Annotated in this window: 26 protein-coding genes; 9 read left to right on the forward strand and 17 right to left on the reverse strand. The window is 55.4% G+C overall.

Translation table 11 applies throughout. The annotated features are described in order from the left end of the window. Positions 1-20: 20 nt before the first annotated feature. Both QLG09_RS20230 and QLG09_RS20235 read right to left on the reverse strand, forming a co-directional pair. Positions 21-656, reverse strand: coding sequence for a carbonic anhydrase (locus tag QLG09_RS20230; RefSeq protein ID WP_014169762.1), 636 nt, complete (start codon positions 654-656; stop codon positions 21-23). Positions 657-728: 72 nt separating this feature from the next. Further along, on the reverse strand, positions 729-1511 hold the full coding sequence (locus QLG09_RS20235) for an MBL fold metallo-hydrolase (RefSeq protein ID WP_282489335.1): 783 nt from the start codon (positions 1509-1511) through the stop codon (positions 729-731). 125 nt (positions 1512-1636) lie between these two features. Here QLG09_RS20235 and QLG09_RS20240 point away from each other — a divergent pair, with 125 nt between their 5' ends. Next, positions 1637-1777: a hypothetical protein gene (locus QLG09_RS20240; RefSeq protein ID WP_020884349.1), complete on the forward strand. Its 141-nt coding sequence runs from the start codon at positions 1637-1639 to the stop codon at positions 1775-1777. Positions 1778-1812: 35 nt separating this feature from the next. Here QLG09_RS20240 and QLG09_RS20245 read toward each other — a convergent pair whose 3' ends face one another. From QLG09_RS20245 to QLG09_RS20260, 4 genes are all read right to left on the reverse strand, one after another. Beyond that, positions 1813-2292, reverse strand: a complete 480-nt coding sequence (locus tag QLG09_RS20245; protein ID WP_020884350.1) for a heme-binding protein — start codon at positions 2290-2292, stop codon at positions 1813-1815. Positions 2293-2381: 89 nt separating this feature from the next. Next, a complete protein-coding gene (locus tag QLG09_RS20250; protein WP_014169758.1) occupies positions 2382-2993 on the reverse strand; it encodes a LuxR C-terminal-related transcriptional regulator in 612 nt (203 codons plus the stop codon). Next, positions 2986-4311: an ATP-binding protein gene (locus QLG09_RS20255; protein WP_163304236.1), complete on the reverse strand. Its 1326-nt coding sequence runs from the start codon at positions 4309-4311 to the stop codon at positions 2986-2988. Before QLG09_RS20255 ends, QLG09_RS20250 begins: the two co-directional genes overlap by 8 nt. Positions 4312-4418: 107 nt before the next feature. Next, positions 4419-4586 carry a hypothetical protein gene (locus tag QLG09_RS20260; protein WP_014169756.1) on the reverse strand — a complete coding sequence of 56 codons (168 nt, stop codon included), beginning with the start codon at positions 4584-4586 and terminating at the stop codon, positions 4419-4421. A gap of 244 nt (positions 4587-4830) precedes the next feature. Here QLG09_RS20260 and QLG09_RS20265 point away from each other — a divergent pair, with 244 nt between their 5' ends. Genes QLG09_RS20265 through QLG09_RS20280 form a run of 4 tightly spaced genes read left to right on the forward strand, consistent with a single transcriptional unit; the run spans position 4831 to position 7894 of the window. Next, positions 4831-5661: an ABC transporter substrate-binding protein gene (locus QLG09_RS20265; RefSeq protein ID WP_150343758.1), complete on the forward strand. Its 831-nt coding sequence runs from the start codon at positions 4831-4833 to the stop codon at positions 5659-5661. Position 5662: 1 nt separating this feature from the next. After that, a complete protein-coding gene (locus tag QLG09_RS20270) occupies positions 5663-6478 on the forward strand; it encodes an amino acid ABC transporter ATP-binding protein (RefSeq protein ID WP_014169754.1) in 816 nt (271 codons plus the stop codon). Next, the gene (locus QLG09_RS20275) at positions 6478-7224 is read left to right on the forward strand and encodes an amino acid ABC transporter permease (RefSeq protein ID WP_040017295.1); all 747 of its coding nucleotides are present in this window, start codon (positions 6478-6480) and stop codon (positions 7222-7224) included. Before QLG09_RS20270 ends, QLG09_RS20275 begins: the two co-directional genes overlap by 1 nt. After that, positions 7208-7894 (forward strand): ABC transporter permease subunit, encoded by a 687-nt coding sequence (locus QLG09_RS20280; protein ID WP_282489337.1) that lies wholly within the window; start codon positions 7208-7210, stop codon positions 7892-7894. Before QLG09_RS20275 ends, QLG09_RS20280 begins: the two co-directional genes overlap by 17 nt. Here QLG09_RS20280 and fumD read toward each other — a convergent pair. From fumD to QLG09_RS20300, 4 genes are all read right to left on the reverse strand, one after another. Beyond that, positions 7875-8084, reverse strand: coding sequence for a fumarate hydratase FumD (fumD, locus tag QLG09_RS20285; RefSeq protein WP_014831602.1), 210 nt, complete (start codon positions 8082-8084; stop codon positions 7875-7877). The two genes, QLG09_RS20280 and fumD, sit on opposite strands and share 20 nt — an antisense overlap. Positions 8085-8192: 108 nt before the next feature. Then, a complete protein-coding gene (locus QLG09_RS20290; protein WP_014169750.1) occupies positions 8193-9005 on the reverse strand; it encodes a MetQ/NlpA family ABC transporter substrate-binding protein in 813 nt (270 codons plus the stop codon). A gap of 28 nt (positions 9006-9033) precedes the next feature. Then, a complete protein-coding gene (locus tag QLG09_RS20295; protein WP_025204366.1) occupies positions 9034-9702 on the reverse strand; it encodes a methionine ABC transporter permease in 669 nt (222 codons plus the stop codon). Continuing rightward, the gene (locus QLG09_RS20300) at positions 9695-10717 is read right to left on the reverse strand and encodes an ATP-binding cassette domain-containing protein (RefSeq protein WP_020884357.1); all 1023 of its coding nucleotides are present in this window, start codon (positions 10715-10717) and stop codon (positions 9695-9697) included. Before QLG09_RS20300 ends, QLG09_RS20295 begins: the two co-directional genes overlap by 8 nt. A 399-nt stretch (positions 10718-11116) precedes the next feature. Here QLG09_RS20300 and QLG09_RS20305 point away from each other — a divergent pair, with 399 nt between their 5' ends. From QLG09_RS20305 to lpp, 4 genes are all read left to right on the forward strand, one after another. Then, the gene (locus QLG09_RS20305) at positions 11117-12487 is read left to right on the forward strand and encodes a pyridoxal-phosphate dependent enzyme (RefSeq protein ID WP_063435084.1); all 1371 of its coding nucleotides are present in this window, start codon (positions 11117-11119) and stop codon (positions 12485-12487) included. Positions 12488-12498: 11 nt separating this feature from the next. Beyond that, positions 12499-13644 carry a PLP-dependent aspartate aminotransferase family protein gene (locus tag QLG09_RS20310; RefSeq protein WP_049022368.1) on the forward strand — a complete coding sequence of 382 codons (1146 nt, stop codon included), beginning with the start codon at positions 12499-12501 and terminating at the stop codon, positions 13642-13644. A 377-nt stretch (positions 13645-14021) separates the two neighbouring features. Beyond that, positions 14022-15434, forward strand: coding sequence for a pyruvate kinase PykF (gene pykF, locus QLG09_RS20315; protein WP_014169744.1), 1413 nt, complete (start codon positions 14022-14024; stop codon positions 15432-15434). Between the two features lie 310 nt (positions 15435-15744). Beyond that, complete coding sequence (gene lpp, locus QLG09_RS20320) at positions 15745-15981, forward strand: murein lipoprotein Lpp (RefSeq protein ID WP_001082307.1); 237 nt, start codon at positions 15745-15747, stop codon at positions 15979-15981. Positions 15982-16041: 60 nt separating this feature from the next. Here the strand turns inward: lpp and QLG09_RS20325 are convergent, their stop codons facing one another. From QLG09_RS20325 to sufA, 7 genes are all read right to left on the reverse strand, one after another. Beyond that, positions 16042-17055, reverse strand: coding sequence for a L,D-transpeptidase family protein (locus tag QLG09_RS20325; RefSeq protein ID WP_014169743.1), 1014 nt, complete (start codon positions 17053-17055; stop codon positions 16042-16044). Positions 17056-17152: 97 nt separating this feature from the next. Continuing rightward, the gene (sufE, locus tag QLG09_RS20330) at positions 17153-17569 is read right to left on the reverse strand and encodes a cysteine desulfuration protein SufE (RefSeq protein WP_047744533.1); all 417 of its coding nucleotides are present in this window, start codon (positions 17567-17569) and stop codon (positions 17153-17155) included. Positions 17570-17583: 14 nt separating this feature from the next. After that, the gene (gene sufS / locus QLG09_RS20335) at positions 17584-18804 is read right to left on the reverse strand and encodes a cysteine desulfurase SufS (RefSeq protein WP_032681180.1); all 1221 of its coding nucleotides are present in this window, start codon (positions 18802-18804) and stop codon (positions 17584-17586) included. Next, positions 18801-20072: a Fe-S cluster assembly protein SufD gene (gene sufD / locus QLG09_RS20340; RefSeq protein WP_049022366.1), complete on the reverse strand. Its 1272-nt coding sequence runs from the start codon at positions 20070-20072 to the stop codon at positions 18801-18803. The genes sufS and sufD overlap by 4 nt, the downstream gene beginning before the upstream one ends. After that, a complete protein-coding gene (gene sufC, locus QLG09_RS20345; protein ID WP_020884365.1) occupies positions 20047-20793 on the reverse strand; it encodes a Fe-S cluster assembly ATPase SufC in 747 nt (248 codons plus the stop codon). Before sufC ends, sufD begins: the two co-directional genes overlap by 26 nt. A 9-nt stretch (positions 20794-20802) precedes the next feature. Continuing rightward, positions 20803-22293 carry a Fe-S cluster assembly protein SufB gene (sufB, locus tag QLG09_RS20350; protein WP_049022365.1) on the reverse strand — a complete coding sequence of 497 codons (1491 nt, stop codon included), beginning with the start codon at positions 22291-22293 and terminating at the stop codon, positions 20803-20805. 8 nt (positions 22294-22301) lie between these two features. Then, positions 22302-22670 (reverse strand): Fe-S cluster assembly scaffold SufA, encoded by a 369-nt coding sequence (gene sufA, locus QLG09_RS20355; protein WP_008500631.1) that lies wholly within the window; start codon positions 22668-22670, stop codon positions 22302-22304. Between the last annotated feature and the right edge of the window lie 31 nt (positions 22671-22701).

A 22701-nucleotide genomic window follows, 5' to 3' on the forward strand; every position in this document is an offset into this window, starting at 1 on the left:
CCGTGCCCTGCAACGCGGGATTACTCGAAGTAAACCTGCGGGTTATCGGATAAAGAGACGAAGGTTTTCGTCTCTTTATCCAGTGCAAGAATTTTGCCGCTTTCAATGTCATACACCCAGCCGTGAAGACGGATGGCGTTGTTGCGCAGGCCCACCGCCACTGACGGGTGAGTCTTAATGTTGCTCAGCTGCGCAAACACGTTTTCCTGCACCATCGCATTCACTTTATCGATTGGCTTATCCCAGGTTTTCTTCTCAACCACCGCTTTTGCCGCATCGGAATAGCGTAACCAGTGAGAAACCGCCGGCATAGGTTCGAGGTCCGCATTGTCAGCAATGGCTTTCATCGCCCCACAGTTGGAGTGGCCGCAGATAACAATATCGGTCACGCCCAGCGCAACAACCGCGTATTCAATCGTTGCGGAGACACCGCCTGGCTCAGGGCCGAACGGTGGCACGATGTTGCCAGCATTACGAATGACAAAGAGTTGTCCTGGCTCTTGCTGAGTGACCAGTTCTGGGACCAGACGGCTGTCAGAGCATGAGATGAACAGCGCTTTGGGATTCTGGCTGGACGCTAAACTGCGGAAGAGCTCTTTACGTTGCGGGAAAATCTCTTTTTGAAAGCTGAGAAAACCTTCAATGATATGTTGCATAGCAATTTCTCTTTTATCTGTTTTAGTTTAGGTATGATCGGGATCACACAAGTAAAGTTTACCCACCGGACTTTACTTCAGACAAGCAATATATTTCTGGCCCGACCGCTGCACAATCTCATCCGCATTCGCCAGGATATTTTGCCCTTCAAAAGCGCCGTACAGGCGAGCGAATTTTTTCCCCACCAGCCGCCCGGTCACGTCTTCGACGCTGCGGGCGGGCAACGGCAGCATATTCGGATAGCTCCACATAAACGAGACGGCATCTTTGCCCGGCGTGACCTGTAGAATATCGCCTGCCAGCAAGACACCACCACCCTCCTGCCAGTGCAGCACCGTTCCGCCAGCGAAATGCCCTCCGAGACGTAATAACGTTACCGCGGGGAAAATGTCCAGCGTATCGCCCTGCCAGAAGTGGAGCATCGGGCTGTCGCGCATAACCCACTCGCGATCGTTCGCGTGCAGGTAAACCGGCGCATCGAAAGCCCCGGCCCACTCCTGCATCGTGGTGTAGTAGTGAGGATGTGAAATCGCGATCGCGCTGATGCCGCCGAGCGCCGTGATGATGGTTCTGGTTGCCGGGTCGAGATTCGCAATGCAATCCCAAAGGATATTGCCGTGGGGGGTACGCAGAAGCAGCGCGCGCTGGTTGATGGCAAAAGCGGGCACCGTTTTGATACTGAGCAGCTGCGGCTCCAGCTGCTGCCATTTATTGCTGTGTGTGGCCGTCACCGTCGCAAAATCACTCCACGCCTGGCCGCTGGCCGGAACATACTGGCGTTCATCCTCGCACACAGGGCATCGCGCCGGCGTTGCGTCATAAGAGGTACCGCAGGTTTTACACAGTATAATCATGAGCTCTCCTCAGCGATAAAGCACTGAGTATGGCAGGGATTATCGTTATGTGCTGCGCGGTACATTGCCGGCTCTTTTTGCCCTATACTGTGCCAGTATCAAAAACCGAACAAAGCAGGTGCCATATGGAAATTGATCTCGAAAACTTGGTCTTTAACGGGCTGGATGAAGCTGAAGAGCGTAACGCGGAACGTCTCGACGACGCTGATAAAAAAGCGCAGTCGATTATCGCCGATGACGACTGCGGTGATGCCTGCAAGATCTGATGATAAAGCACCGGAAAACCCGGTGCTTTTTTATATTATTTCTTCAGCCCGTCAATCGCCGCCTGCGCGCACGCTTCATCCAGATGACCACCCGGCGCACCGCCGATCCCTATTGCGCCGATCACCTCATCCCCCTCTTTCACCGGCAGACCACCGGCCAGCAGCAGGAAGCCCGGAATATCACGCATGTTTTGTGCGCCGGCATTGCTCTGCGCGGCTTCCATAACCTTGCCTGACGCATTTTTTGCACTCAGCGCGGTATAGGCTTTCATTTCGCTGGCTTTTACCGTGTGGGGCCCGGCATTGTCGGTACGCTGCACCGCTTTGACCACACCGGCGCGGTCCACCACGGTGACCGTCACCTGGTAGTTTTTCGCTACGCAGGCCTGAATGGCGGAGGTCGCCAGCGCGTTGGCCTGCGCCAGGGAGAGATTTTTCTGGTTCAATGCGTCGGCCTGTGCCGTCAGGCTTACGCTACCGGCGACAAGCGCGGCTGCCATCATTACTTTTTTCATCGCACGTCCTCGAATGATTGAATACCGTTCGATCGTACTCAGACGCGCGATGAAGCGTAATTCGGTTGATTACGCAATTATCCTGGTAGTTATACGGATTGTAATTTGTCGTAATCGCGGATTGCCTGCACCAGGCTGGTCACGCCAAGCTTGGCGAACGCCGCGGCCCGGTGCGCTTCAACCGTTCTGGGCGAGAGGTTCAACTGCAGGGCCACCTCTTTATTGCTGCGTCCTTCCATCAGCACCGCCAGCACCTCGTGCTCACGCGCCGTCAGTTGTTCGAAACGCGCTTTAATCCGCGACGTTTCCTGCCAGCGGGTCAGTCGTCTCTGGCTCTCTTCGAAGGCGAGCCCTACCGTTTCAATGAGCTTATCGGCATCCAGCGGCTTGGTGAAAAACTCAAAGACGCCATTGCGAAAGGCGCGGCGGCAGGCATCAACGGTGCCGTGTCCGGTCATGACGATAACCGGCAGCAGCGGCCAGGGCCATTTGCCCTCCTCCAGCCAGGTCAGCCCGCCTTTTCCCGGCATGCGCATATCCAGCAGCAGACAGCCGACGAGCGCCGCGCGCCCACCGTGCGCTGACGTAAACGCGTCCACGCTTTCAAACCCATTGACCTGCCAGCCCATTCCCGAGAGTAAGAAGGCCAGCGACTCACGGATGGATTCATCGTCATCAATCAGCCAGACTGTGTTATCCACGTGTATTTACCTCTCCACTCGCCAGTTGTAACCGGACCTGCGCCCCGCCCTGGGGCGCATTGCCCAGCGTAATTGATCCATTCATGCGCGTCATCAACGACTCCGTTAACGTCATTCCCAGCCCTATTCCCTCCGTCCGCCCGCTGTAAAACGGCATAAAGGCGTTCTGCAAGGCCTCCGGGCTAAAGCCAGGTCCGCCATCGGTGAGGGTGATATAAATCCAGTTTTCCCGTTTCTCGCTGGTTATTTTCACCCACCCTTGCGCGCACTCTTGCTGGGCCTGAATGGCATTACTGAGCAGATTATGCAGCACCTGTTCAAGCCAGAGTCGGTCTGCCAGAACCCGCGTGGCACCTGCCGCGAACGCATGGCTCACCGCGATATGCTCAGAGCGGCGTTCATGTTCCAGGAGATCGACCACCTGCTGCCAGCACGGTTTCAGGTCGATATCGCGCAAGGTGACTTTTTCCTGAACCACATGTTCGCGAAAGCGGGTTAAGAGCGCGCTGATACGCTGGGTTTGTACCAGCGCGGCAGCCAGCGCCTGCGATACGGCCTGCGGATTCGCCTGCTGTTGCTGGCGCTGAGCACCCTGGATCCAGGTCTGAACGGCAGTCAGCGGCTGGTTTATCTCATGCACGATCCCAGCGGTGATCTCTCCCAGGGTGTTGAGCCTTGCATGCTGGTAATAGTGTGCGCGCTGTTCGGCGTGCTGGCGCTGCCGCCGTTGCCAGAGCAGCAGGCTGGCCGCGGCGATAAGCACCGCCCAGCCGAAGAACAGGAACGGATATACCCACCAGGAGACGGCCAGCCAGTGCGGCTTTGCCGTGGCCATAAGGGTAAAAGGTTGTGTGGGTTGCGTGAAGGTCCGCTGCCAGTGCCAGAAAGCCCCGGCAGGGGGCGCGTTATCTGCGTCATTGAAGCGAATGGCAAGTGCATCAAAGGTATGTTGGGTGCTGAGCAGCGGCGCAAGATCGATAAGTACGCGGATCTGACGCCAGGGATTATACAGCCAGTACTGACAATCGCGGGTCGATTCCACACGGGCAGCGTTCAGCGCACGGCCTGAAGTTTTCTCAAGGGCGAGGATGTGCGGGAATTTTTTGCGCAGGGCCGCGAGGTCTTCCTCACCGTTGAGTAACGGCAAAACAGATTCATTTTGCGTCAGTACGGCGCTAAGGGTGGAATAGCGTGTCGAAAACTCACGATCGCGTTCCCAGAACTGGCGGCGGATCTGTTCGGCATAAAGCAAAACGCCGCTGATGAGGCACGCCAGCAGCCAGACAATAACCGTGCGCCTGAAAAGAGTGTTATTCATTCCGTTAACGGGTCAGGAGATTCATCCTGCCGACATTAGCAGTTAACCGTTGTCAGAACAAAATTTCGCACAGCTCATTCCAGTACATTTCGCGCGTGCGGCGCAGTTCAGCGTGACGTTTTATCATGGAACCACTCCGGATCAATGTTGGCAACGTCTACGCCATACAGGCTGGCGACAGGCAGTACGGACTCAAGAACACGTTGCGCGCTGTTCTCCGCATTCGCTGGTCGGGTCGCAAAAAACCGCCGTAACGTGTTTATCCACTTTTTCATCGTCTTTCCCCCTTTCGCTTCACTTGCCCTAAGTTAAACACCCAACACCCGCGCAGGGGAAATACCAAAATCCACTGTCGATGTGCAGGATTTGCAAATAGCCTTCCATTCTTTTACTCACCATTAACACCTTGTTCAATAATGCTTTTTTGCTAATAGCAAAGAACGATTTCTTATTTGGCGAGAGCTTTCGCTTATGGGAGCGTAACGGGGTAAAACAAAAACAACGGGATGAACAATCACTATGGCAGCAAACACGAAAGGGTTTAAAAAAAGGACACTGGTGCTGGGCTTACTGGCGGCAGGCGGTCTGTTCTCGATGCAGGTGCAGGCCGATAAACTGGCGGATATTAAAGCCGCAGGCGTGGTCAAAGTTGCCACCTTTGATGCCAATCCACCGTTTGGCTCCATCGATGCAAAGACCCATGAGATTGTCGGCTACGACGTCGATTTCGCCAGAGCGCTTGCCAGTGCACTTGGCGTGAAGCTTGAACTGGTCGCCACCAACCCGGCTAACCGCATTCCCCTCCTGCAGTCCGGTAAGGCGGATTTGATTGTGGCAGATATCACCATTACCCCGGAACGGGCGCAGGTAGTTGATTTCTCCCTTCCCTATTTCGTGACCGGCCAGCAGTTCCTGGTACCGGTAAAAGCTGCCGATACGCTTGAGGCCTATAGCCGGGCGCGCATTGGCGCGGTAAAAGGCACAACGGGTGAGCAGGCGCTGCACCAGCGTTTCCCGCACGCCCGCGTGCTCTCTTATGACGATATTCCGCTGGCGCTGACGGCCCTGCGCAACGGTAACGTGCAGGCTATCACTCAGGACAGTACGATTCTGGCCGGTCTGCTGGCGCAGGCGCCGGACAAGGCGAACTTCAAAATCCTGCCCGATCTGCTCAGCAAAGAAGAGATTGGCGTGGGGGTAAAAAAAGGCGAAACCGCACTGCTGAAAGCCGTCAACGACGAGCTTGTTAACCTTGAGAAGAACGGTCAGGCGGCAAAAATCTATGACGTCTGGTTCGGTCCGGATACCCCCTCCCCACAGCCTCGTGCCTTTAAAATAGAAGCTCAGTAATATGCTCTCAGCGCTTTTTTCACACTCCGCGGCCGGTGCCGCGGATTTTTCACATCTGGAACACGCCAGCGTCGAGTTTCGCGATGTGCAGAAACATTACGGTAACCATCAGGTCTTAAAGGGCATTAACCTCACCATCACGCCAGGTGAAGTGGTGGCCATTCTCGGGCCTTCGGGTTCCGGTAAATCTACCCTGATCCGGCTTATCAATCAGCTTGAAACCCTGAGCGGTGGCGAGATCCTGATCGATAACAAACCCACCGGACGGCTCTCCGGTACCGCGCTGCGTCAGTTGCGCAGCCGCGTCGGGTTTGTGTTTCAGCAGTTCAATCTTTACGCCCACCTCACCGCCAGTCAAAACATCACTCTGGCGCTGGAGCATGTTCACGGCTGGAAGGCCCAGCCAGCTCAGGCGCGGGCGCTGGCACTGCTGGAAAAAGTGGGGATGCTGGAAAAAGCACACCATTTTCCTGCCGAACTTTCCGGCGGTCAGCAACAGCGCGTGGCGATTGCCCGCGCGCTGGCCTCTTCACCGCAAATCATTTTGTTCGATGAGCCGACCTCCGCGCTTGACCCGGAGATGATTGGCGAAGTGCTGTTCGTGATGAAGGCGCTTGCGCACAGCGGGATCACCATGATTGTGGTGACGCATGAGATGCAATTTGCCCGGGAAATTGCCGACCGGATTGTGTTTATCGACGCCGGGCACGTTCTTGAAACCGCGCCACCGGAGCAATTTTTCAGGCAACCGTCGCACCCACGCGCTCAGCGATTCCTGCAAAAAGTCCTGAACCCGCTGCATCAGGAGCATCTCTAATGCCCGCACTTGACTGGCAGGGCGTGCTGACCGGACAGCCCCTGCAGTGGATCGTATCCGGATTTCTCACCACCTTGTGGGTGACGCTCGCGGGGATGCTGCTGGCAACCCTGCTCGCGCTGCTTTTTCTGCTTCTGCGCCTGACGGGTGGACGTGTCGGGAACGCGGTCGTCAGTAGCTGGGTGTCGCTGTTTCGCAATACGCCGCTGCTGGTGCAACTGCTGTTCTGGTATTTCGCCGCCTGGAACGGGTTACCGCAGGCGTTCCGGGATGCCGTGAATGCGGATCACCGCTGGTCCGTTTTACCCGGTGACGTCTGGTGGTTTACCCCTGAGTTTTTATGCTCTGCATGGGGGTTAGGCGTATTCACCTCGGCTTTCTTGATTGAGGAAGTGGCATCGGGACTACGTTCAGTCCCTGCCGGGCAACGGGAAGCGGCGCTCGCACAGGGATTTTCCGCGTGGCGCTTGTTTCGTTACATCCTTCTGCCGCAAGGGCTGGCCAACGCCTGGCAACCCGTTGTCGGGCAGTATCTCAATCTGATGAAACTCTCATCGCTCGCCAGCGGCATTGGCTTTGCCGAACTGACCTATCAGGTGAGACAGATTGAAAGCTACAACGCCCATGCGCTGGAGGCGTTTACCGTCGGCACCGTCCTGTACCTGCTTACCGGTATGCTGATGGGGGCGGTGCTGGTGCGCCTCGGCCCAATCTCAGGGAGGGGAAACCATGCTTGCCGGACTTAATGTCATTACCGATAACCTGGATTACCTGCTCTGGGGACGTGCAGCAGTCGGTGAGCCTGGCGGGGTCTTGCTCTCGTTGCTGATGGCGCTGGGCGCGGCGGCTCTCGCCCTGCCCGGTGGAATTGCTCTCGCGTGCCTGGCCTGGCGTTTTACGGGGCTTGTGCGCAAGGCGCTCTTTGTATGGGCGGAGTTAATTCGCGGGATCCCGTTAATCTTTGTGATTTTCTGGATGTGGTATCTGCTGCCGCTCATCACCAGCGGCGATCTCCCGGGGGCGCTCACCGTCACGCTGGCCCTGGCCTGGTTTACCACGGCTTCGGTTATGCATTCAGTACTGGCCGGACTCAGCGCCTTACCGTCAGGGCAGTACGAGGCCGCCCTGTCTCAGGGTTTCAGTACCCGGCAAACGCTGTCGCGCGTGCTGCTGCCGCAGGCGCTGCGCAATATTCTGCCGTCACTGGTGGGGATTTTTATCAGCCTGCTGAAGGATACGTCGCTGGCGTTTATTGTGAATGTCCCTGAGCTCACCACGGTGGCCGGCCAGGTGAACAACCGGGTGCAAATTTACCCGGCGGCCATTTTTATCTTTACGGGTGTGGTCTATTACCTGCTCTGCTGCTCCCTTGAGCAGCTTGCGAAACGCTGGCGCTTCAACCGGCCAGCGCTTTGACCACGGTTTCCATCGCCTGGGTGGTTAACTCGCTACGTTTTACGCGCTGGTTCGCCAGCGCCGTACGCAGCACCCCCGCAATGACAATATGCTTCGGCTCCTGCCCCAAATCACGCATCTCCAGAACGACCTTCCCGACCACCCGACACATCTCCTGATACAGCGCTTCGTCTTTGGTCACATTACCCATCGTCATCACTCCATTGCCCTAAACTCTCAGCTTAAATGATTCATCGCCCGGATACAAAAAAGAAGCCCGGCGAGAGTCCCGCCGGGCTTCATTCGTAAAATCAATAAATTAGTTGTTTACCGGGATCACTGCGCCTTTGTATTTGGTGCGGATCCAGTCCTGAATCGCTTTGGAGTGCAGAACGTTCACCAGCGCGACGATATCTTTCTTCTTCTCGTCACCACGATGCACGGTAATGATGTTGGCATACGGGTTATTTTCACCACTCTCTACCGCAATCGGGTCATGTACAGGATCAAGGCCCGCATCAATCGCGTAGTTGGCGTTAATCACGACCGCGTCACCTTCGTCGTTGTTGTACATCTGTGGCAGCAGAGAGGCTTCCACGTTAGGCGTGAACTGCAGTTTTTTCGGGTTTTCCACGATATCGCTGATACGCGCGGTCACTTTGTCGATGCCCGGCTTCAGTTTGATCACCCCCTCTTTTTCGAAGATAGAGAGAATACGGCCCTCTTCAGATACAGCATCACGCATGATGATTTTGCCGCCCTGCGGCAGATCTTTCAGGGATTTGTATTTTTTGGAGTAGATCCCGATTGGCTCGATGTGGATCGCGCCCGCGCTGACAAAATCATAATCCTTATCACCGGCGTGATCTTTCAGCACGCTGTTCAGGTAAGGAATATGCTGGAAATAGTTAGCGTCAATATCATGACCCGCCAGCGCGGTGTTGGGCAGAATGTAGTCCTGGAAAGGTTTGATCTCCAGATCGATACCCTGCTTCGCCAGGATAGGCTTCGCCTGCTCCAGAATTTCGGCGTGCGGCGTGTTGGATGCCCCCACGGTCAGGGTATCAGCCCAGGTGGCAAAGCTCAGGGCGCTCAGGGTTGCTGCGGCGATCAGTGTCAGTGTTTTTTTCATGATGATGGTTCCTGTGTGTTATTAGAGATTATCGTTTATCTAACAGTGAGGTCAGGACGTCGCCGCAGAACTGGATAATGAAAACGATGATCAGAATGGTCACCGTCGCCACCAGCGTGACGTCGCCATGGTTGCGCTGGAATCCTTCCAGATAAGCCAGATTTCCCAAACCGCCTGCGCCAATCACCCCCGCCATGGCGCTGTAACTCACCAGCGCAATCAGCGTTACCGTAATACCTGATACCAGTGCAGGGGATGACTCCGGCAGTAAAACCCGAAACACCAGGGTGCTCAGTCGTGCGCCCATTGAGCGCGTGGCCTCAATAACCCCCTTGTCCACTTCACGCAGGGCAATTTCGACCAGGCGTGCGTAGAACGGTGCCGCACCGACAATCAGAGCCGGCAGCGCCGCGTTTGCGCCAAGAATGGTGCCGACAAGGGTTTTCGTGAACGGGATCAACAGCACAATCAGAATGATGAACGGGATAGAACGAAACACGTTCACCACAATTGAAATCACGCTGTAGACCGCGCGGTTGTGGAACAACCCGCCGCGCGCGGTTAAAAACAGCGCCAGGCCAAGGACGATCCCAAGAACAAAGGTTGCCACGCCGGAAAGCGCAGTCATGTACAGCGTTTCCAGCGTCGCCGCCCAGAGTTGCTCCCACTTCAGATGAGGAAAAAGCGTCTCAGCCATGTTTAATTACCTCGCCTTCAATATCGCTGTGCTTCAGGTCGGCGAGGATATTGCTCAGTTGTTCATCCGATGCCACGACGTGTACCCAGAGTTGCCCAAATACGCCGTGGGCCGTTTGGGTCATTTTTCCGTGCAGAATGTTAAACGGCAGGCCGTAGCGCAGAGTCAGCTCGCCCACGATCGGCTTATGGGTGCTGTGGCCCGTAAAGGTCAACCTGATGACGCTACCTTCAAGGTCCGCTGCCAGCTCCGTATTAAACGTCTCTTCCTCGGCATACTGGCTCACCTGGCGGACAAACTGCTGAGTGATAGGTTGCTGCGGACGGGTAAAGACGCTCAGCACCTCCCCCTCCTCCACCACTTTGCCGTTCTCCATCACCGCCACGCGGTCGCAAATTTTGCGCACCACGTGCATCTCGTGCGTGATCAGCACAATGGTCAGCCTGAAGCGGCGGTTAATGTCCAGCAGCAGATCGAGGATTTGATCGGTGGTCTGCGGATCGAGGGCTGACGTGGCTTCATCGCAAAGCAATACGTCGGGGTTATTGGCCAATGCACGTGCAATCCCCACACGCTGTTTTTGCCCGCCACTCAGCTGCGAGGGATAGGCGTTCTCGCGTCCCTTCAGCCCAACGAGATCGACCAGTTCGGCCACGCGGGCCTTAATGTTGGCTTTTGGCACACCGGCGATTTGCATTGAGAACGCGATATTCTCACTCACCGTGCGCGACCAAAGCAGATTGAAGTGCTGGAAGACCATGCTGATCTTCAGACGCGCCTGGCGCAGTGCTTCGCCCTTTGCGGCAGAAATGTCCTGTCCGTTGATGGTCACACTGCCGCGAGTGGGTTTTTCCAGTCCATTCAGCAAACGAATAAGAGTACTTTTACCCGCGCCGCTGTAACCGATAATGCCGTATATCTGCCCCTGCTCTATCGTCAAATTGACGTTATCAACGGCAGTGAGTGCAACCTTCCCGTTGTCAAAAACCTTCGAAATATTGCTGAGTACAATCATTCTTATGTGTAATCCGTCCCGCGCATGGCGGTTTAGCAGTATGGATGTCCAAATGATAGTAAACAGGCGTTATCACCTTTTAAATGAACAAAAAGGAATTTGTTATAACTTGCAGGAATAAATAGCGATTTTCGTACCGGCAGGCATTTAGACCAATTTCAGAAATGATTATCTGGCATGTGCATATCAGTGGTTCATCACCTGATGAAAACGGTTAATTTTTCAGCATTTTTGACTGATATAGCCATCCTCACATCCAGAGCACTTTACGTCTTGCTATCCCTCCATCCAAAAACGGCATTTATATTCTTTTCTGTTCTAAAACGGAGTGAAGGATTCTTTAAGGGGTTAATTTCCCCGCCCTATCATCCTGTCATGACCTCCTGAAAGGAAAACACCATGACGATTTACCACTCCGTCACCGAACTGATTGGCCACACCCCGCTTATCCAGCTGCATAAGCTTGATACCGCTCTCTGCTCGTTGTTTCTGAAGCTGGAAAACCAGAACCCGGGCGGTTCGATTAAAGACCGCGTTGCACTGTCGATGATTAACGAAGCGGAGCGCAACGGTCAGCTGCAGCCAGGCGGTACCATCATTGAGGCGACGGCGGGAAATACCGGTCTTGGCCTGGCCTTGATCGCCGCGCAGAAAGGCTATTCGCTGATCCTGGTGGTGCCAGACAAAATGAGCCGCGAGAAGATTTTCCACCTGCGGGCACTGGGGGCTCAGGTGGTACTGACCCGCTCCGATGTCAATAAGGGCCACCCTGCCTACTATCAGGATTACGCGCAACGTCTGGCGAATGAACTGCCGGGGGCGTATTACATCGATCAGTTTAATAACGAAGCCAACCCGCTGGCGCACCGCACCACCACCGCGCCTGAATTGTATGAACAGCTTGACGGTAAGATTGACGCCATCGTCGTCGGCGTGGGGTCTGGCGGGACGCTGGGTGGGCTACAGGCGTGGTTCGCTGAGCACTCACCGCAGACTGAATTTGTACTGGCCGACCCGGCCGGTTCGGTCCTGGCCGATCAGGTAGAAACGGGACGCTATCAGGATGCGGGTTCGTGGCTGGTTGAGGGGATTGGTGAAGACTTTATTCCTCCGCTGGCACACATCGAAGGGGTGAATCGTGCCTGGCGCATCACCGATCGCGAAGCTTTCACCACCGCCCGCGAGCTGCTGAAAACGGAAGGCATCCTGGCAGGCTCCTCCAGCGGCACCCTGCTGGCGGCTGCGCTGAAATATTGCCAGGCCCAGACCACCCCGAAACGGGTTGTGACCTTCGCCTGCGACAGTGGCAACAAATATCTCTCAAAGATGTTCAACGATGACTGGATGCGCCAGCAGGGTTTGATCTCCCGGCCGCAGGCTGGAGATCTCTCCGACTATATTGCCCTGCGCCACGATGAAGGCGCAACCGTCACCGCCGCGCCGGATGACACCCTCTCCACCGTACTGGCGCGGATGCGTTTGTATGACATCTCCCAGCTGCCGGTCCTGGAGAACGGTCAGGTCGTGGGCATCATCGACGAGTGGGATCTTCTGCGCCATATCGGTGGCGATGGCGACCGCTTCTCGCTTCCCGTGACCGCGGCAATGACCCGTCAGGTGGAGTTCCTCGATAAAAACGCCCCGGAAAGCGCCCTGAACGCCATTTTCGATCGCGGTCTGGTGGCGGTCATTAATGACAATGACCGCTTCCTGGGCCTGATTACGCGCAGCGATGTTCTTACCGCCTGGCGCAACCGTCTTCAGCAATAAAGGAATACATGATGAAAAATCTGGCAACCCTGAGCGTACACAGCGGTGAGTTTAACGATCGGCATGGCGCGGTCATGCCCCCGATTTACGCCACCTCCACGTTTGCGCAACCGTCACCCGGCGAGCACACCGGCTATGAATATTCGCGCAGCGGCAACCCGACCCGCCATGCGCTGGAAACCGCCATCGCCGAACTGGAAGGCGGGACCCGCGGCTATGCCTTCGCTTCCGGCCTCGCCGCCATCTCTACCGTGCTTGAACTGCTGGATAAAGACAGCCATATCGTCGCCATTGACGATGTCTACGGCGGGACCTGGCGCCTGATTGAAAACGTGCGCAAACGTAGCACCGGCCTGCAGGTGAGCTGGGTCAAGCCGGACGATTTGGCCGGTCTTGAAGCCGCCATTCGGCCGGATACGCGGATGGTATGGGTTGAAACGCCAACCAATCCGTTGCTTAAACTGGCGGATCTGGCGGCTATCGCCGACATCGCCCGTCGTCATCACGTCATCAGCGTGGCCGATAATACCTTCGCGTCGCCCATCATCCATCGCCCGCTGGAAACGGGTTTCGACATCGTCGTGCACTCTGCCACCAAATACCTGAATGGTCACTCGGACGTGGTCGCCGGACTGGCGGTTGTGGGAAATAACGCCGCGCTGGCGGACAAGCTTGCCTACCTGCAGAACGCGGTCGGCGGTGTACTGGATCCGTTTAGCAGCTTCCTGACGCTGCGCGGTATTCGTACGCTGTCGCTGCGGGTAGAAAAGCACAGCACCAACGCGCTGGCCATTGCGCAATGGCTGGAGCAACAGCCGCAGGTCGAAAAGGTATTTTATCCTGGGCTGGAATCACACCCGCAATATTCGCTTGCCCGCACGCAGATGGCGCTGCCGGGCGGCATGATTTCTCTGGTGGTGAAAGGCGATGCGCAACGGGCCACAGAGGTGATCCGCGCACTGAAATTATTCACCCTCGCCGAAAGCCTGGGTGGCGTGGAAAGTCTGGTCAGCCAGCCTTACAGCATGACTCACGCTTCGATTCCGCTTGAACAGCGGCTGGCCAACGGCATAGTACCGCAGCTGATTCGCCTGTCCGTGGGCATTGAAGATGCCAAAGATCTGATTGCCGACCTCAGCCAGGCGCTGAAAAACTAAGCAAAACGCGGCAGGTCACGCACCTGCCGCGATAAGATGTCATCTAACCTTAACGCCTTGATAACAATCTCATGTGGATCTGCACAGATTATTTTTGAAACGCTGTTTTCATTTTCCTTTTATCTTAAAATCAGCGTATAATGCGCGCCTAATCCCTGGTGAATGGTTTCAGCGCTTGGAATACAAAAAACAACGTACAACTACTCCTCTCCTTCGTTGGGCTGTCACTCAGGCACACTTTCTTCTGCACGCTCATTTGATGTCTCCTATCCTTAGTGCGTGTCATATACTCTTTTGCAACACAGGTTTGACTCCGCGGCGGTGCGCCCCCGGAGCGAGATTTCCATATCCTTCCCAACTTAAAGACTAAGACTGTCATGAAAAAGACGAAAATTGTTTGTACTATCGGCCCGAAAACCGAATCTGAAGAGATGCTGAGCAAAATGCTGGACGCCGGCATGAACGTTATGCGTCTGAACTTCTCCCACGGTGACTATGCTGAACACGGTCAGCGTATCCAGAACTTGCGCAACGTGATGAGCAAGACCGGTAAAAAAGCAGCCATCCTGCTGGATACCAAAGGTCCAGAAATCCGCACCATCAAACTGGAAGGCGGTAACGACGTCTCTCTGAAAGCCGGCCAGACCTTCACCTTCACCACTGACAAGACTGTTGTCGGTAACAACGAAATCGTTGCGGTCACCTATGAAGGTTTCACCAGCGACCTGTCCGTTGGCAACACCGTGCTGGTAGACGATGGCCTGATCGGCATGGAAGTGACCGCCATCGAAGGTAACAAGGTTATCTGTAAAGTGCTGAACAACGGCGACCTGGGTGAAAACAAAGGCGTTAACCTGCCAGGCGTTTCCATCGCGCTGCCAGCCCTGGCTGAAAAAGACAAACAAGACCTGATCTTCGGTTGCGAGCAAGGCGTCGACTTCGTTGCGGCATCCTTCATCCGTAAACGTTCCGACGTGGTTGAAATCCGTGAGCACCTGAAAGCGCACGGCGGCGAGAAGATCCAGATCATCTCCAAAATCGAAAACCAGGAAGGCCTGAACAACTTCGACGAAATCCTCGAAGCATCAGACGGCATCATGGTTGCACGTGGTGACCTGGGTGTTGAAATCCCGGTTGAAGAAGTTATCTTCGCGCAGAAGATGATGATCGAGAAGTGTGTTCGCGCGCGTAAAGTGGTTATCACCGCAACGCAGATGCTGGATTCCATGATCAAAAACCCACGCCCAACCCGCGCAGAAGCTGGCGACGTGGCTAACGCCATCCTCGACGGTACCGATGCAGTCATGCTGTCCGGCGAATCCGCGAAAGGTAAATACCCGCTGGAAGCCGTTGGCATTATGGCGACCATTTGCGAACGTACTGACCGCGTGATGACCAGCCGTCTGGACTTCAACAACGACAGCCGCAAACTGCGTATTACCGAAGCAGTCTGCCGCGGTGCGGTAGAAACCGCTGAGAAACTGGAAGCGCCTCTGATTGTGGTTGCCACCCAGGGCGGTAAATCTGCTCGCGCAGTCCGTAAATACTTCCCGGACGCGACGATCCTGGCGCTGACCACTAACGAAACCACTGCCCGTCAGCTGGTGCTGAGCAAAGGCGTGGTTGCGCATCTGGTGAAAGAAATCGCGTCTACTGACGATTTCTACATTCAGGGTAAAGCGCTGGCGCTGGAAAGCGGCCTGGCACAGAAAGGCGACGTTGTGGTCATGGTTTCTGGTGCGCTGGTACCAAGCGGAACCACCAACACAGCATCTGTTCACGTGCTGTAATAATTCCCGAACGAATTAATTTTCATAAAAAGCGTCCTCCGGGACGCTTTTTTTATTTCATGCATTAGCCAAAGTCATTCAAAAAGCAAATCGGGTTTCTCTATTTAATTGCGAATTATCTAAGATGAATCCGATGAAAAATGCCTTTTTTTACAGAGCTTTTTGCCAAAAAAGGGCCGATTCGATGCTTCTTTGAGCGAACGATCAAAAATAGGCGTATTCCCATCAAAAAAATATTCTCAACCTAAAAAACTTTGTGTAATACTTGTAACGCTACATGGAGATTAACTCAATCTAGAGGGTATTAATAATGAATCGTACTAAACTGGTACTGGGCGCGGTAATCCTGGGTTCTACTCTGCTGGCTGGTTGCTCCAGCAACGCTAAAATCGATCAGCTGTCTTCTGACGTTCAGACTCTGAACGCTAAAGTTGACCAGCTGAGCAACGACGTGAACGCAATGCGTTCCGACGTTCAGGCTGCTAAAGACGACGCAGCTCGCGCTAACCAGCGTCTGGACAACCAGGCTACTAAATACCGTAAGTAATAGTACCTGTTAATAAAATGGCGCACATTGTGCGCCATTTTTTTTGTCTGCGTCAAACCCCTACTGCGTCACCTTCTCACCGTCATTTTCCGCGACCACAGCGGATGTCCGACTGTTCTGTACTGACAACACGTTCTGACGCGCTGACGCGCCGTTATCGGCCGACACGGCTACCGGGATCCCCGCGCGGCGTGACAAGGCTTTATCGATAAGCGCTTTATCACTTCCTGACTGCGAGACAAACGTCGCAAAGTCTGCGGAATGCGAAATGGGTGTCATCTGGGGGTTTTCACCCTCAACCTGCGCCAGCGGACGATGCACTTCAATATAGCGTTTACCGTCAGGCTCAACGGAGAACTTCACCGGCTCATTAATGATTTGCACCCGCGTGCCGACCCGCACCTGCTCAAACAGCGCTTTGATATCTGGCGCGTTCATGCGCATACAGCCGGAGCTGACCCGCAGGCCGACGCTGTCCGGCGCACTGGTGCCGTGTATCAGGTATTCCCCGTGCCCCACGCCTAAACGCAATGCAAAGCGTCCTAGCGGGTTATTTGGCCCGGCCGGGACCACGGGCGGTAATTTAATGCCCTGCTCCAGAGAGCGCGCTCTGATGCCCGGTGTTGGGGTCCAGGTAGGATTAGGGATCTTCTGGCTGACCCGGGTGGTGGTGACCGGCGTTTCAAGTCCCAGTTGCCCAATGCCGAGCGGGAAAACCTGAACGATGTTTTCGCCCGGCGGGAAGTAGTAAAGCCGCAGCTCCGCCAGGTTCACGACAATCCCCTCACGGGGCGTGTCGGGCAACAGCATCTGCGAAGGGATCGTGATCACCGTCCCCGGCGCAGGGTTTACCGGCGCAATAGTATTATTGGCTTCAAGGATAAGCTGCGCTGCAGTATTAAACCGGCGAGCGATGGTCTGAAGTTTATTATCCCCTTCCTGTATCGTGTAGGTTTGATTTTGCCCAATCAGACGGCTGCCTGCGGGCGGCAACGGGTAATCCATCGCGCGGGCCGAATTAAGAGCACCGAGCGAACCCAGGAGTAATAGAGTTATTAGAGACGCGCGCTTCATGCTGAGATTCCTTATTCACTGGCCGGATGCCAGAAAGCTGAAAAACCAGCGAGGCGGGAACCACCTCGCGAAACAGAATGAATGCTGTTCTGTAAGTCTAGCTAAGGATTGCAGCTTTGGCGCGGATGGCGCGAATCATCGCTTCCAGCCCCTGGGAACGGGACGGAGTGAGGTGTTGGGTCAGGGCCATTTTTTCAAACCACGGGCGGACATCAAAAGCGACAATATCCTGCGCTGACATCTGGTGATAGAGAATAAATACCAACGCAATAAGCCCTTTCACAATAGCGGCATCACTGTCGCCCTGTAATTCGATCACGCCGTCGCGCGTCTGCTCCATCACAATCCAGACCTGGCTCTGACAGCCCTGTATAATATTTTCCGGGTTGTGTGCCTCTTCGCTGAGCGGCGGTAAACGCTGGCCCAGTTCAATGATATAGAGGTACTTCTCTTCCCAGTTTGCGCAACGCCCGAAGTTACGCAGTAATTTTTCTTTATCCGGCAAATCTGCCATCTTTCGCCTCTCCGTTAGCCCAGCAACTGGTGAATGCGTTTAAGCCCCGCCACCAGCCTGTCGACCTCTTCCGTTGTGTTGTACATCACCAGCGATGCGCGGCACATCGCCGGCACCTGGTAAAACGCCATCAACGGCATAGCACAGTGGTGTCCGGTACGCACGGCCACGCCGTAATTATCGAGGAAACTGCCCACATCGTATGCATGGTGTTTACCGAGATTGAACGCAATTACCCCCTGGCGGTCCGCCGGGCCGTACAGGGTCAGCGCCGGTACGCTGGCAAGCTCCTGCAGCGCGTAGTGCATCAGCAGTTGTTCGTACTCCTGAATCGCGTCAAGGCCAACAGACGTGACATAGGCGATGGCCGCCCCCAGCCCGATAATCCCGCCGGTATTCGGCGTGCCAGCTTCAAAGCGCCACGGCGCGCGTGCATAGGTGGTCCCTTCCGACAGACTGACGGTCGCGATCATCGAGCCGCCCCCTTCCCACGGTGGCATCGCCTGCAGAATATCTTCTTTCACGTACAGCACGCCAATCCCGGTCGGCCCATAGAGCTTGTGCCCGGAGAAGACGTAGAAATCGCAGTCCAGCGCCTGGACGTCGACCGCGTGGTGCATGACCGCCTGCGCACCATCAATCAGCACCTTCGCGCCGGCCTGGTGGGCTTTCTCAATAATCGCTGCCACCGGGTTCTCGGTTCCCAGCACGTTAGAAACCTGGGTCACGGCCACCAGCCGCGTACGCGCATCCAGCAACGCGTCGAGTTGCTCAAGCTGCAGGGTGCCATCAACATTCAATGGGATCACCCTCAGTTGCGCACCGACACGCTCACAGAGCATCTGCCACGGCACGATATTGGCATGGTGCTCCATCTGGGTGATGATGATGTTATCCCCCGCGTGGACCTGCGCGTTGCCCCAGCTGTTGGCGACGAGGTTGATCCCCTCGGTGGTACCGCGCACAAACACCAGTTCCTCTGGCGAGCGTGCATTGAGGAAAGCGGCGATTTGGGTACGCACATTTTCCATACGCTGGGTCGCCTCCGCACTCAGGGTGTGGATCCCCCGGTGCACGGCAGCATAACCGTGGCGGTAGAATTCCGCTTCCGCTTCGATCACCTGATTCGGTTTCTGCGCGCTGGCCGCACTGTCCAGATACGCCAGGGGCAGACCGTTCACTTCACGGGTCAGAACCGGAAAATCTGCCCGTACTTTCTCTACGGGAAAACTCATGCTTCGCCTCCAGGCAGACGCTGCCCGATACGGGCCAACACCTGCTGTTTTAACAGGCCATCGTGCAGCGCTTCCGTCAGTTCAGCGGCAAACGCATAGATAATCATTTGCTGCGCCGCCTGCTGGTCGATACCGCGGGAGCGTAAATAGAACATCTGTTCGTCATCAATTCGCCCGACCGTCGCGCCATGGCTGCACTTCACGTCATCAGCATAGATTTCAAGCTGTGGTTTGGTGTCCACTTCCGCCAGGCGTCCTAACAGCAGGTTGTTGTTGGTCATCTGCCCGTCGGTTTTAATCGCGTGCTGCGCCACGTTAATCAGGCCGTTAAACACCGCCCGCCCTTTGTCGCTGACAATGGTTTTGTGCAGCTGGCGACTGTTACAGTAGCCTTTGTTGTGCTCAAGCCAGGTGCGTGTATCGCACACTTGCGTTTTAACCGGCATCGCCAGGCTGTTGATGCGAAGCGTTGTATTCTCGCCGTTAAGCTGCGTGCTGGTGTTATGGCGCAGTACCGCGCCGCCCAGCAAAAAGCTGTGGCTGTATGCCGCGGCATCTTGTCCAAGCAGCATGTCGTTATGCGCAAAGTGGTGGCTCTGCGGGTTTTCAAACGCCAGTTTGATATGGTGAAGCTGGGCATTGGCGGCAACATGCATTGTCAAACGCGCCCCGGTAAAGTGCCGGGCCTCGTTGAGGCTGACGTAATGCTCAATCACCGTGGCCTCCGCCCCTTCCGCCAGCTCAAGATGGTGGCGGTAGTGAGCAGTGTTGATCTCGTCGCCGTCTGCTCCCTGAGTGATGTGCATCAGCAGCAGTGGTTTTACCGGACGCTGGTTACGCTTAACGCGAATATGCGTCACGCTCCGCGCCAGGCTCTCGGTGAGATGCAGGAAGACCTCAGGCTGTACCGGGGCGCTCAGGTTCTGACGGTCATCGTTAATGGCAATCTCAAACCCACAGTCCTGGGTGCTGTCACTCAGCTCAGGGCGGAACTGACCATCGACGAAGACCAGACGCACGGCATCCACGGTCAATGCCAGGGCATCGCGCTGCGCCGGGCTGATGTCTGCCAGGCGGGTGACAAACTCGCCGTTCAGCAGGCCATCAAGCGGCGTGTACTTCCAGTTCTCCTGCTTGCGTGACGGCAAACCGAGACGCAGCATCTGCTGCAGGTGCTGTTGCGCCTGTTCCGAGCGCGTATTGCCCTGCGCTTCAAACAGACGGTGCCACTGCTGGAGCGCATTACTGCTGTTCGGTAAGCCAGCCATAACCCTGCTCCTCCAGTTGTTTAACCAGCGTGAAATCACCGGATTTCACAATACGCCCCTGGTAAAGCACATGGACGTAATCCGGCTTGATGTAATCCAGAATACGCTGGTAGTGAGTGACGATGATGAACGCGCGTTTGCCGTCGCGCAGGGAGTTCACCCCGTCGGCGACAATCTTCAGGGCATCGATATCCAGACCGGAGTCGGTCTCATCCAGAATACACAGTTCAGGCTCAAGGACCGCCATCTGCAGAATGTCGTTACGCTTTTTCTCACCGCCTGAGAAACCGACGTTGACCGAGCGGGTCAGCAGGTCTTCCGGCATTTTCAGCAACTTAATCTTCTCTTCCATCAGGTCCTGGAAATCAAAGCGGTCCAGCGCTTCCAGTCCGCGATATTTACGTACCGCGTTCAGCGCCGTTTGCAGAAAGAACTGGTTACTCACCCCCGGGATCTCCACCGGATACTGAAAGGCCATAAAGATACCTTCACCGGCCCGCTCTTCCACCGACATCTCCAGCAAATCTTTGCCGTTAAACTCGACCGACCCGTGGGTCACTTCGTAATCTTCGCGCCCTGCCAGCGTCGCGGAGAGCGTACTTTTCCCGGAGCCATTGGGCCCCATAATGGCGTGGACTTCACCCGGTTTGACGTCAAAATTGAGACCACGCAGGATCTCTTTGTCTTCCACGCTAACCTGTAAATCTTTAATACTTAACATGTGCTTTCCTTAACCGACGCTGTGTTCAAGACTAATGGCGAGGAGTTTCTGGGCTTCAACGGCAAATTCCAGCGGCAGTTCAGAGAACACATCCTTACAGAAGCCGTTCACAATCATTGAGATGGCATCTTCCTCACTGATCCCGCGCTGCAGGCAGTAGAAGAGCTGATCTTCCCCAATACGTGACGTCGTCGCCTCGTGCTCAAGCTGGGCGGTATTGTTACGGCATTCAACGTACGGGAAGGTGTGTGCCCCGCACTCTGCGCCAATTAACATTGAGTCACACTGGGTAAAGTTTCGGGCATTGGTGGCCGTCGGCATGATTTTGACCAGCCCACGATAGCTGTTCTGACTGTGCCCGGCTGAGATGCCTTTGGAAATAATGGTCGACCGGGTGTTTTTACCGATGTGGATCATCTTGGTACCCGTATCTGCCTGCTGATGGCCGCTGGTCAGCGCCACGGAGTAGAACTCACCGATCGAGTTATCCCCACGCAGAATACAGCTCGGGTATTTCCAGGTGATCGCAGAGCCGGTTTCCGACTGGGTCCAGGACATTTTGCTGTTTTCGCCTTCGCACAGCGCACGCTTGGTCACGAAGTTCAGAATACCGCCGGTGTTGCCATCGCCCGGGAACCAGTTCTGCACCGTGGAGTATTTCACCTCGGCATCTTTATGGATGATGACTTCAACCACCGCGGCGTGAAGCTGGTAGCTGTCACGGACCGGTGCGGAGCAGCCTTCAATGTAACTGACGTAGCTGCCTTCATCGGCCACCAGAATGGTGCGTTCGAACTGACCGGTTTTTTCCGCGTTGATGCGGAAATACGTCGACAACTCCATCGGGCAGCGAACGCCTTTTGGCACGTAGATAAAGGTGCCATCAGACGCTACCGCCGCATTAAGCGCGGCAAAAAAGTTATCGTTACTTGGCACCACGGTGCCGATGTACTTTTTCACCAGCTCAGGGTGCTCGTGAATCGCTTCGCCGAAGGAGCAGAAAATAATCCCCTGCTCTGCCAGTTTTTCACGGTAGGTTGTCGCCACTGAGACGGAGTCAAAAATGGCGTCCACCGCCACCTCTTTCCCTTCGCGAACGGGCACCCCCAGCTGGTTAAACGCCTCTTCCACTTCTTTGCTCAGGAAGCTGTTGTCCGCACCGGTTTGCTGCACCGCGCCAGGCTGTGAGGCGCAGGTGTCGTCGCAACTCCCGCAGGATGGCGCAGAGTAGTAGCTGTAATCCTGATAGTTCAGCTTGTCATAATGCGCTTTCAGCCAGTGAGGTTCTTCCATTTCCAGCCAGGCCCGGAAGGCGCTCAGACGAAACTCCAGCATCCACTCAGGTTCATTGCGTTTGGCCGAGATCGCCCGGACGACATCTTCATTGATGCCTTTCGCCAGTTCATCGGTCTGCAGCTGGGTAAAGAACCCCTCTTTATAATTGAGGTGGCCGCCACTCCAGGTGTTAACATCACTCGTTGCTTCAGTATTACGAGACATAGTACCGCCTATACCCCAAAGCTTTCGCCGCACCCACATTCGTTCTGGGCTTTCGGGTTATGAAATTTGAATAACTGGTTTAAACCTTCACGTACGTAGTCCACTTCCGTGCCGTCAATAAACGGCATGGCCTGCAGGGCGACATACAATTTTGCGCCGTCAGTTTCGAATACCAGATCATCTTTCTCGGGTTCTGTGACGGTATCGAGCACGTAACCGAATCCTGCGCAGCCGGTCTGTTTCACCCCCAGGCGCACGCCGAGGATCTCTGGCTTTTTCGCCACAAGTTCGTGAATATGTGCCGCCGCCGCTGGCGTGAGCGTTAAGCCACGCCAGGCGAAGTCGGCAGGATTGAAGGTTTCTGAATGCAGTTCCATAGGTCCACCTCATCTAATAAGCCCCAGGGCA

This window comes from Enterobacter sp. V89_11 (assembly GCF_029967775.1).
Taxonomy (GTDB): Bacteria; Pseudomonadota; Gammaproteobacteria; order Enterobacterales; family Enterobacteriaceae; genus Enterobacter; species Enterobacter ludwigii.

Excerpts from the sequence above, each read along its gene's own strand:
- QLG09_RS20230 (WP_014169762.1), bottom strand. The coding sequence starts at position 656 with ATGCAACATATCATTGAAGGTTTTCTCAGCTTTCAAAAAGAGATTTTC.
- QLG09_RS20235 (WP_282489335.1), bottom strand. The coding sequence starts at position 1,511 with ATGATTATACTGTGTAAAACCTGCGGTACCTCTTATGACGCAACGCCG.
- QLG09_RS20240 (WP_020884349.1), top strand. The coding sequence starts at position 1,637 with ATGGAAATTGATCTCGAAAACTTGGTCTTTAACGGGCTGGATGAAGCT.
- QLG09_RS20245 (WP_020884350.1), bottom strand. The coding sequence starts at position 2,292 with ATGAAAAAAGTAATGATGGCAGCCGCGCTTGTCGCCGGTAGCGTAAGC.
- QLG09_RS20255 (WP_163304236.1), bottom strand. The coding sequence starts at position 4,311 with ATGAATAACACTCTTTTCAGGCGCACGGTTATTGTCTGGCTGCTGGCG.
- QLG09_RS20260 (WP_014169756.1), bottom strand. The coding sequence starts at position 4,586 with ATGAAAAAGTGGATAAACACGTTACGGCGGTTTTTTGCGACCCGACCA.
- QLG09_RS20265 (WP_150343758.1), top strand. The coding sequence starts at position 4,831 with ATGGCAGCAAACACGAAAGGGTTTAAAAAAAGGACACTGGTGCTGGGC.
- QLG09_RS20270 (WP_014169754.1), top strand. The coding sequence starts at position 5,663 with ATGCTCTCAGCGCTTTTTTCACACTCCGCGGCCGGTGCCGCGGATTTT.
- QLG09_RS20275 (WP_040017295.1), top strand. The coding sequence starts at position 6,478 with ATGCCCGCACTTGACTGGCAGGGCGTGCTGACCGGACAGCCCCTGCAG.
- QLG09_RS20280 (WP_282489337.1), top strand. The coding sequence starts at position 7,208 with ATGCTTGCCGGACTTAATGTCATTACCGATAACCTGGATTACCTGCTC.
- fumD (WP_014831602.1), bottom strand. The coding sequence starts at position 8,084 with ATGGGTAATGTGACCAAAGACGAAGCGCTGTATCAGGAGATGTGTCGG.
- QLG09_RS20290 (WP_014169750.1), bottom strand. The coding sequence starts at position 9,005 with ATGAAAAAAACACTGACACTGATCGCCGCAGCAACCCTGAGCGCCCTG.
- QLG09_RS20295 (WP_025204366.1), bottom strand. The coding sequence starts at position 9,702 with ATGGCTGAGACGCTTTTTCCTCATCTGAAGTGGGAGCAACTCTGGGCG.
- QLG09_RS20300 (WP_020884357.1), bottom strand. The coding sequence starts at position 10,717 with ATGATTGTACTCAGCAATATTTCGAAGGTTTTTGACAACGGGAAGGTT.
- QLG09_RS20305 (WP_063435084.1), top strand. The coding sequence starts at position 11,117 with ATGACGATTTACCACTCCGTCACCGAACTGATTGGCCACACCCCGCTT.
- QLG09_RS20310 (WP_049022368.1), top strand. The coding sequence starts at position 12,499 with ATGAAAAATCTGGCAACCCTGAGCGTACACAGCGGTGAGTTTAACGAT.
- pykF (WP_014169744.1), top strand. The coding sequence starts at position 14,022 with ATGAAAAAGACGAAAATTGTTTGTACTATCGGCCCGAAAACCGAATCT.
- lpp (WP_001082307.1), top strand. The coding sequence starts at position 15,745 with ATGAATCGTACTAAACTGGTACTGGGCGCGGTAATCCTGGGTTCTACT.
- QLG09_RS20325 (WP_014169743.1), bottom strand. The coding sequence starts at position 17,055 with ATGAAGCGCGCGTCTCTAATAACTCTATTACTCCTGGGTTCGCTCGGT.
- sufE (WP_047744533.1), bottom strand. The coding sequence starts at position 17,569 with ATGGCAGATTTGCCGGATAAAGAAAAATTACTGCGTAACTTCGGGCGT.
- sufS (WP_032681180.1), bottom strand. The coding sequence starts at position 18,804 with ATGAGTTTTCCCGTAGAGAAAGTACGGGCAGATTTTCCGGTTCTGACC.
- sufD (WP_049022366.1), bottom strand. The coding sequence starts at position 20,072 with ATGGCTGGCTTACCGAACAGCAGTAATGCGCTCCAGCAGTGGCACCGT.
- sufC (WP_020884365.1), bottom strand. The coding sequence starts at position 20,793 with ATGTTAAGTATTAAAGATTTACAGGTTAGCGTGGAAGACAAAGAGATC.
- sufB (WP_049022365.1), bottom strand. The coding sequence starts at position 22,293 with ATGTCTCGTAATACTGAAGCAACGAGTGATGTTAACACCTGGAGTGGC.
- sufA (WP_008500631.1), bottom strand. The coding sequence starts at position 22,670 with ATGGAACTGCATTCAGAAACCTTCAATCCTGCCGACTTCGCCTGGCGT.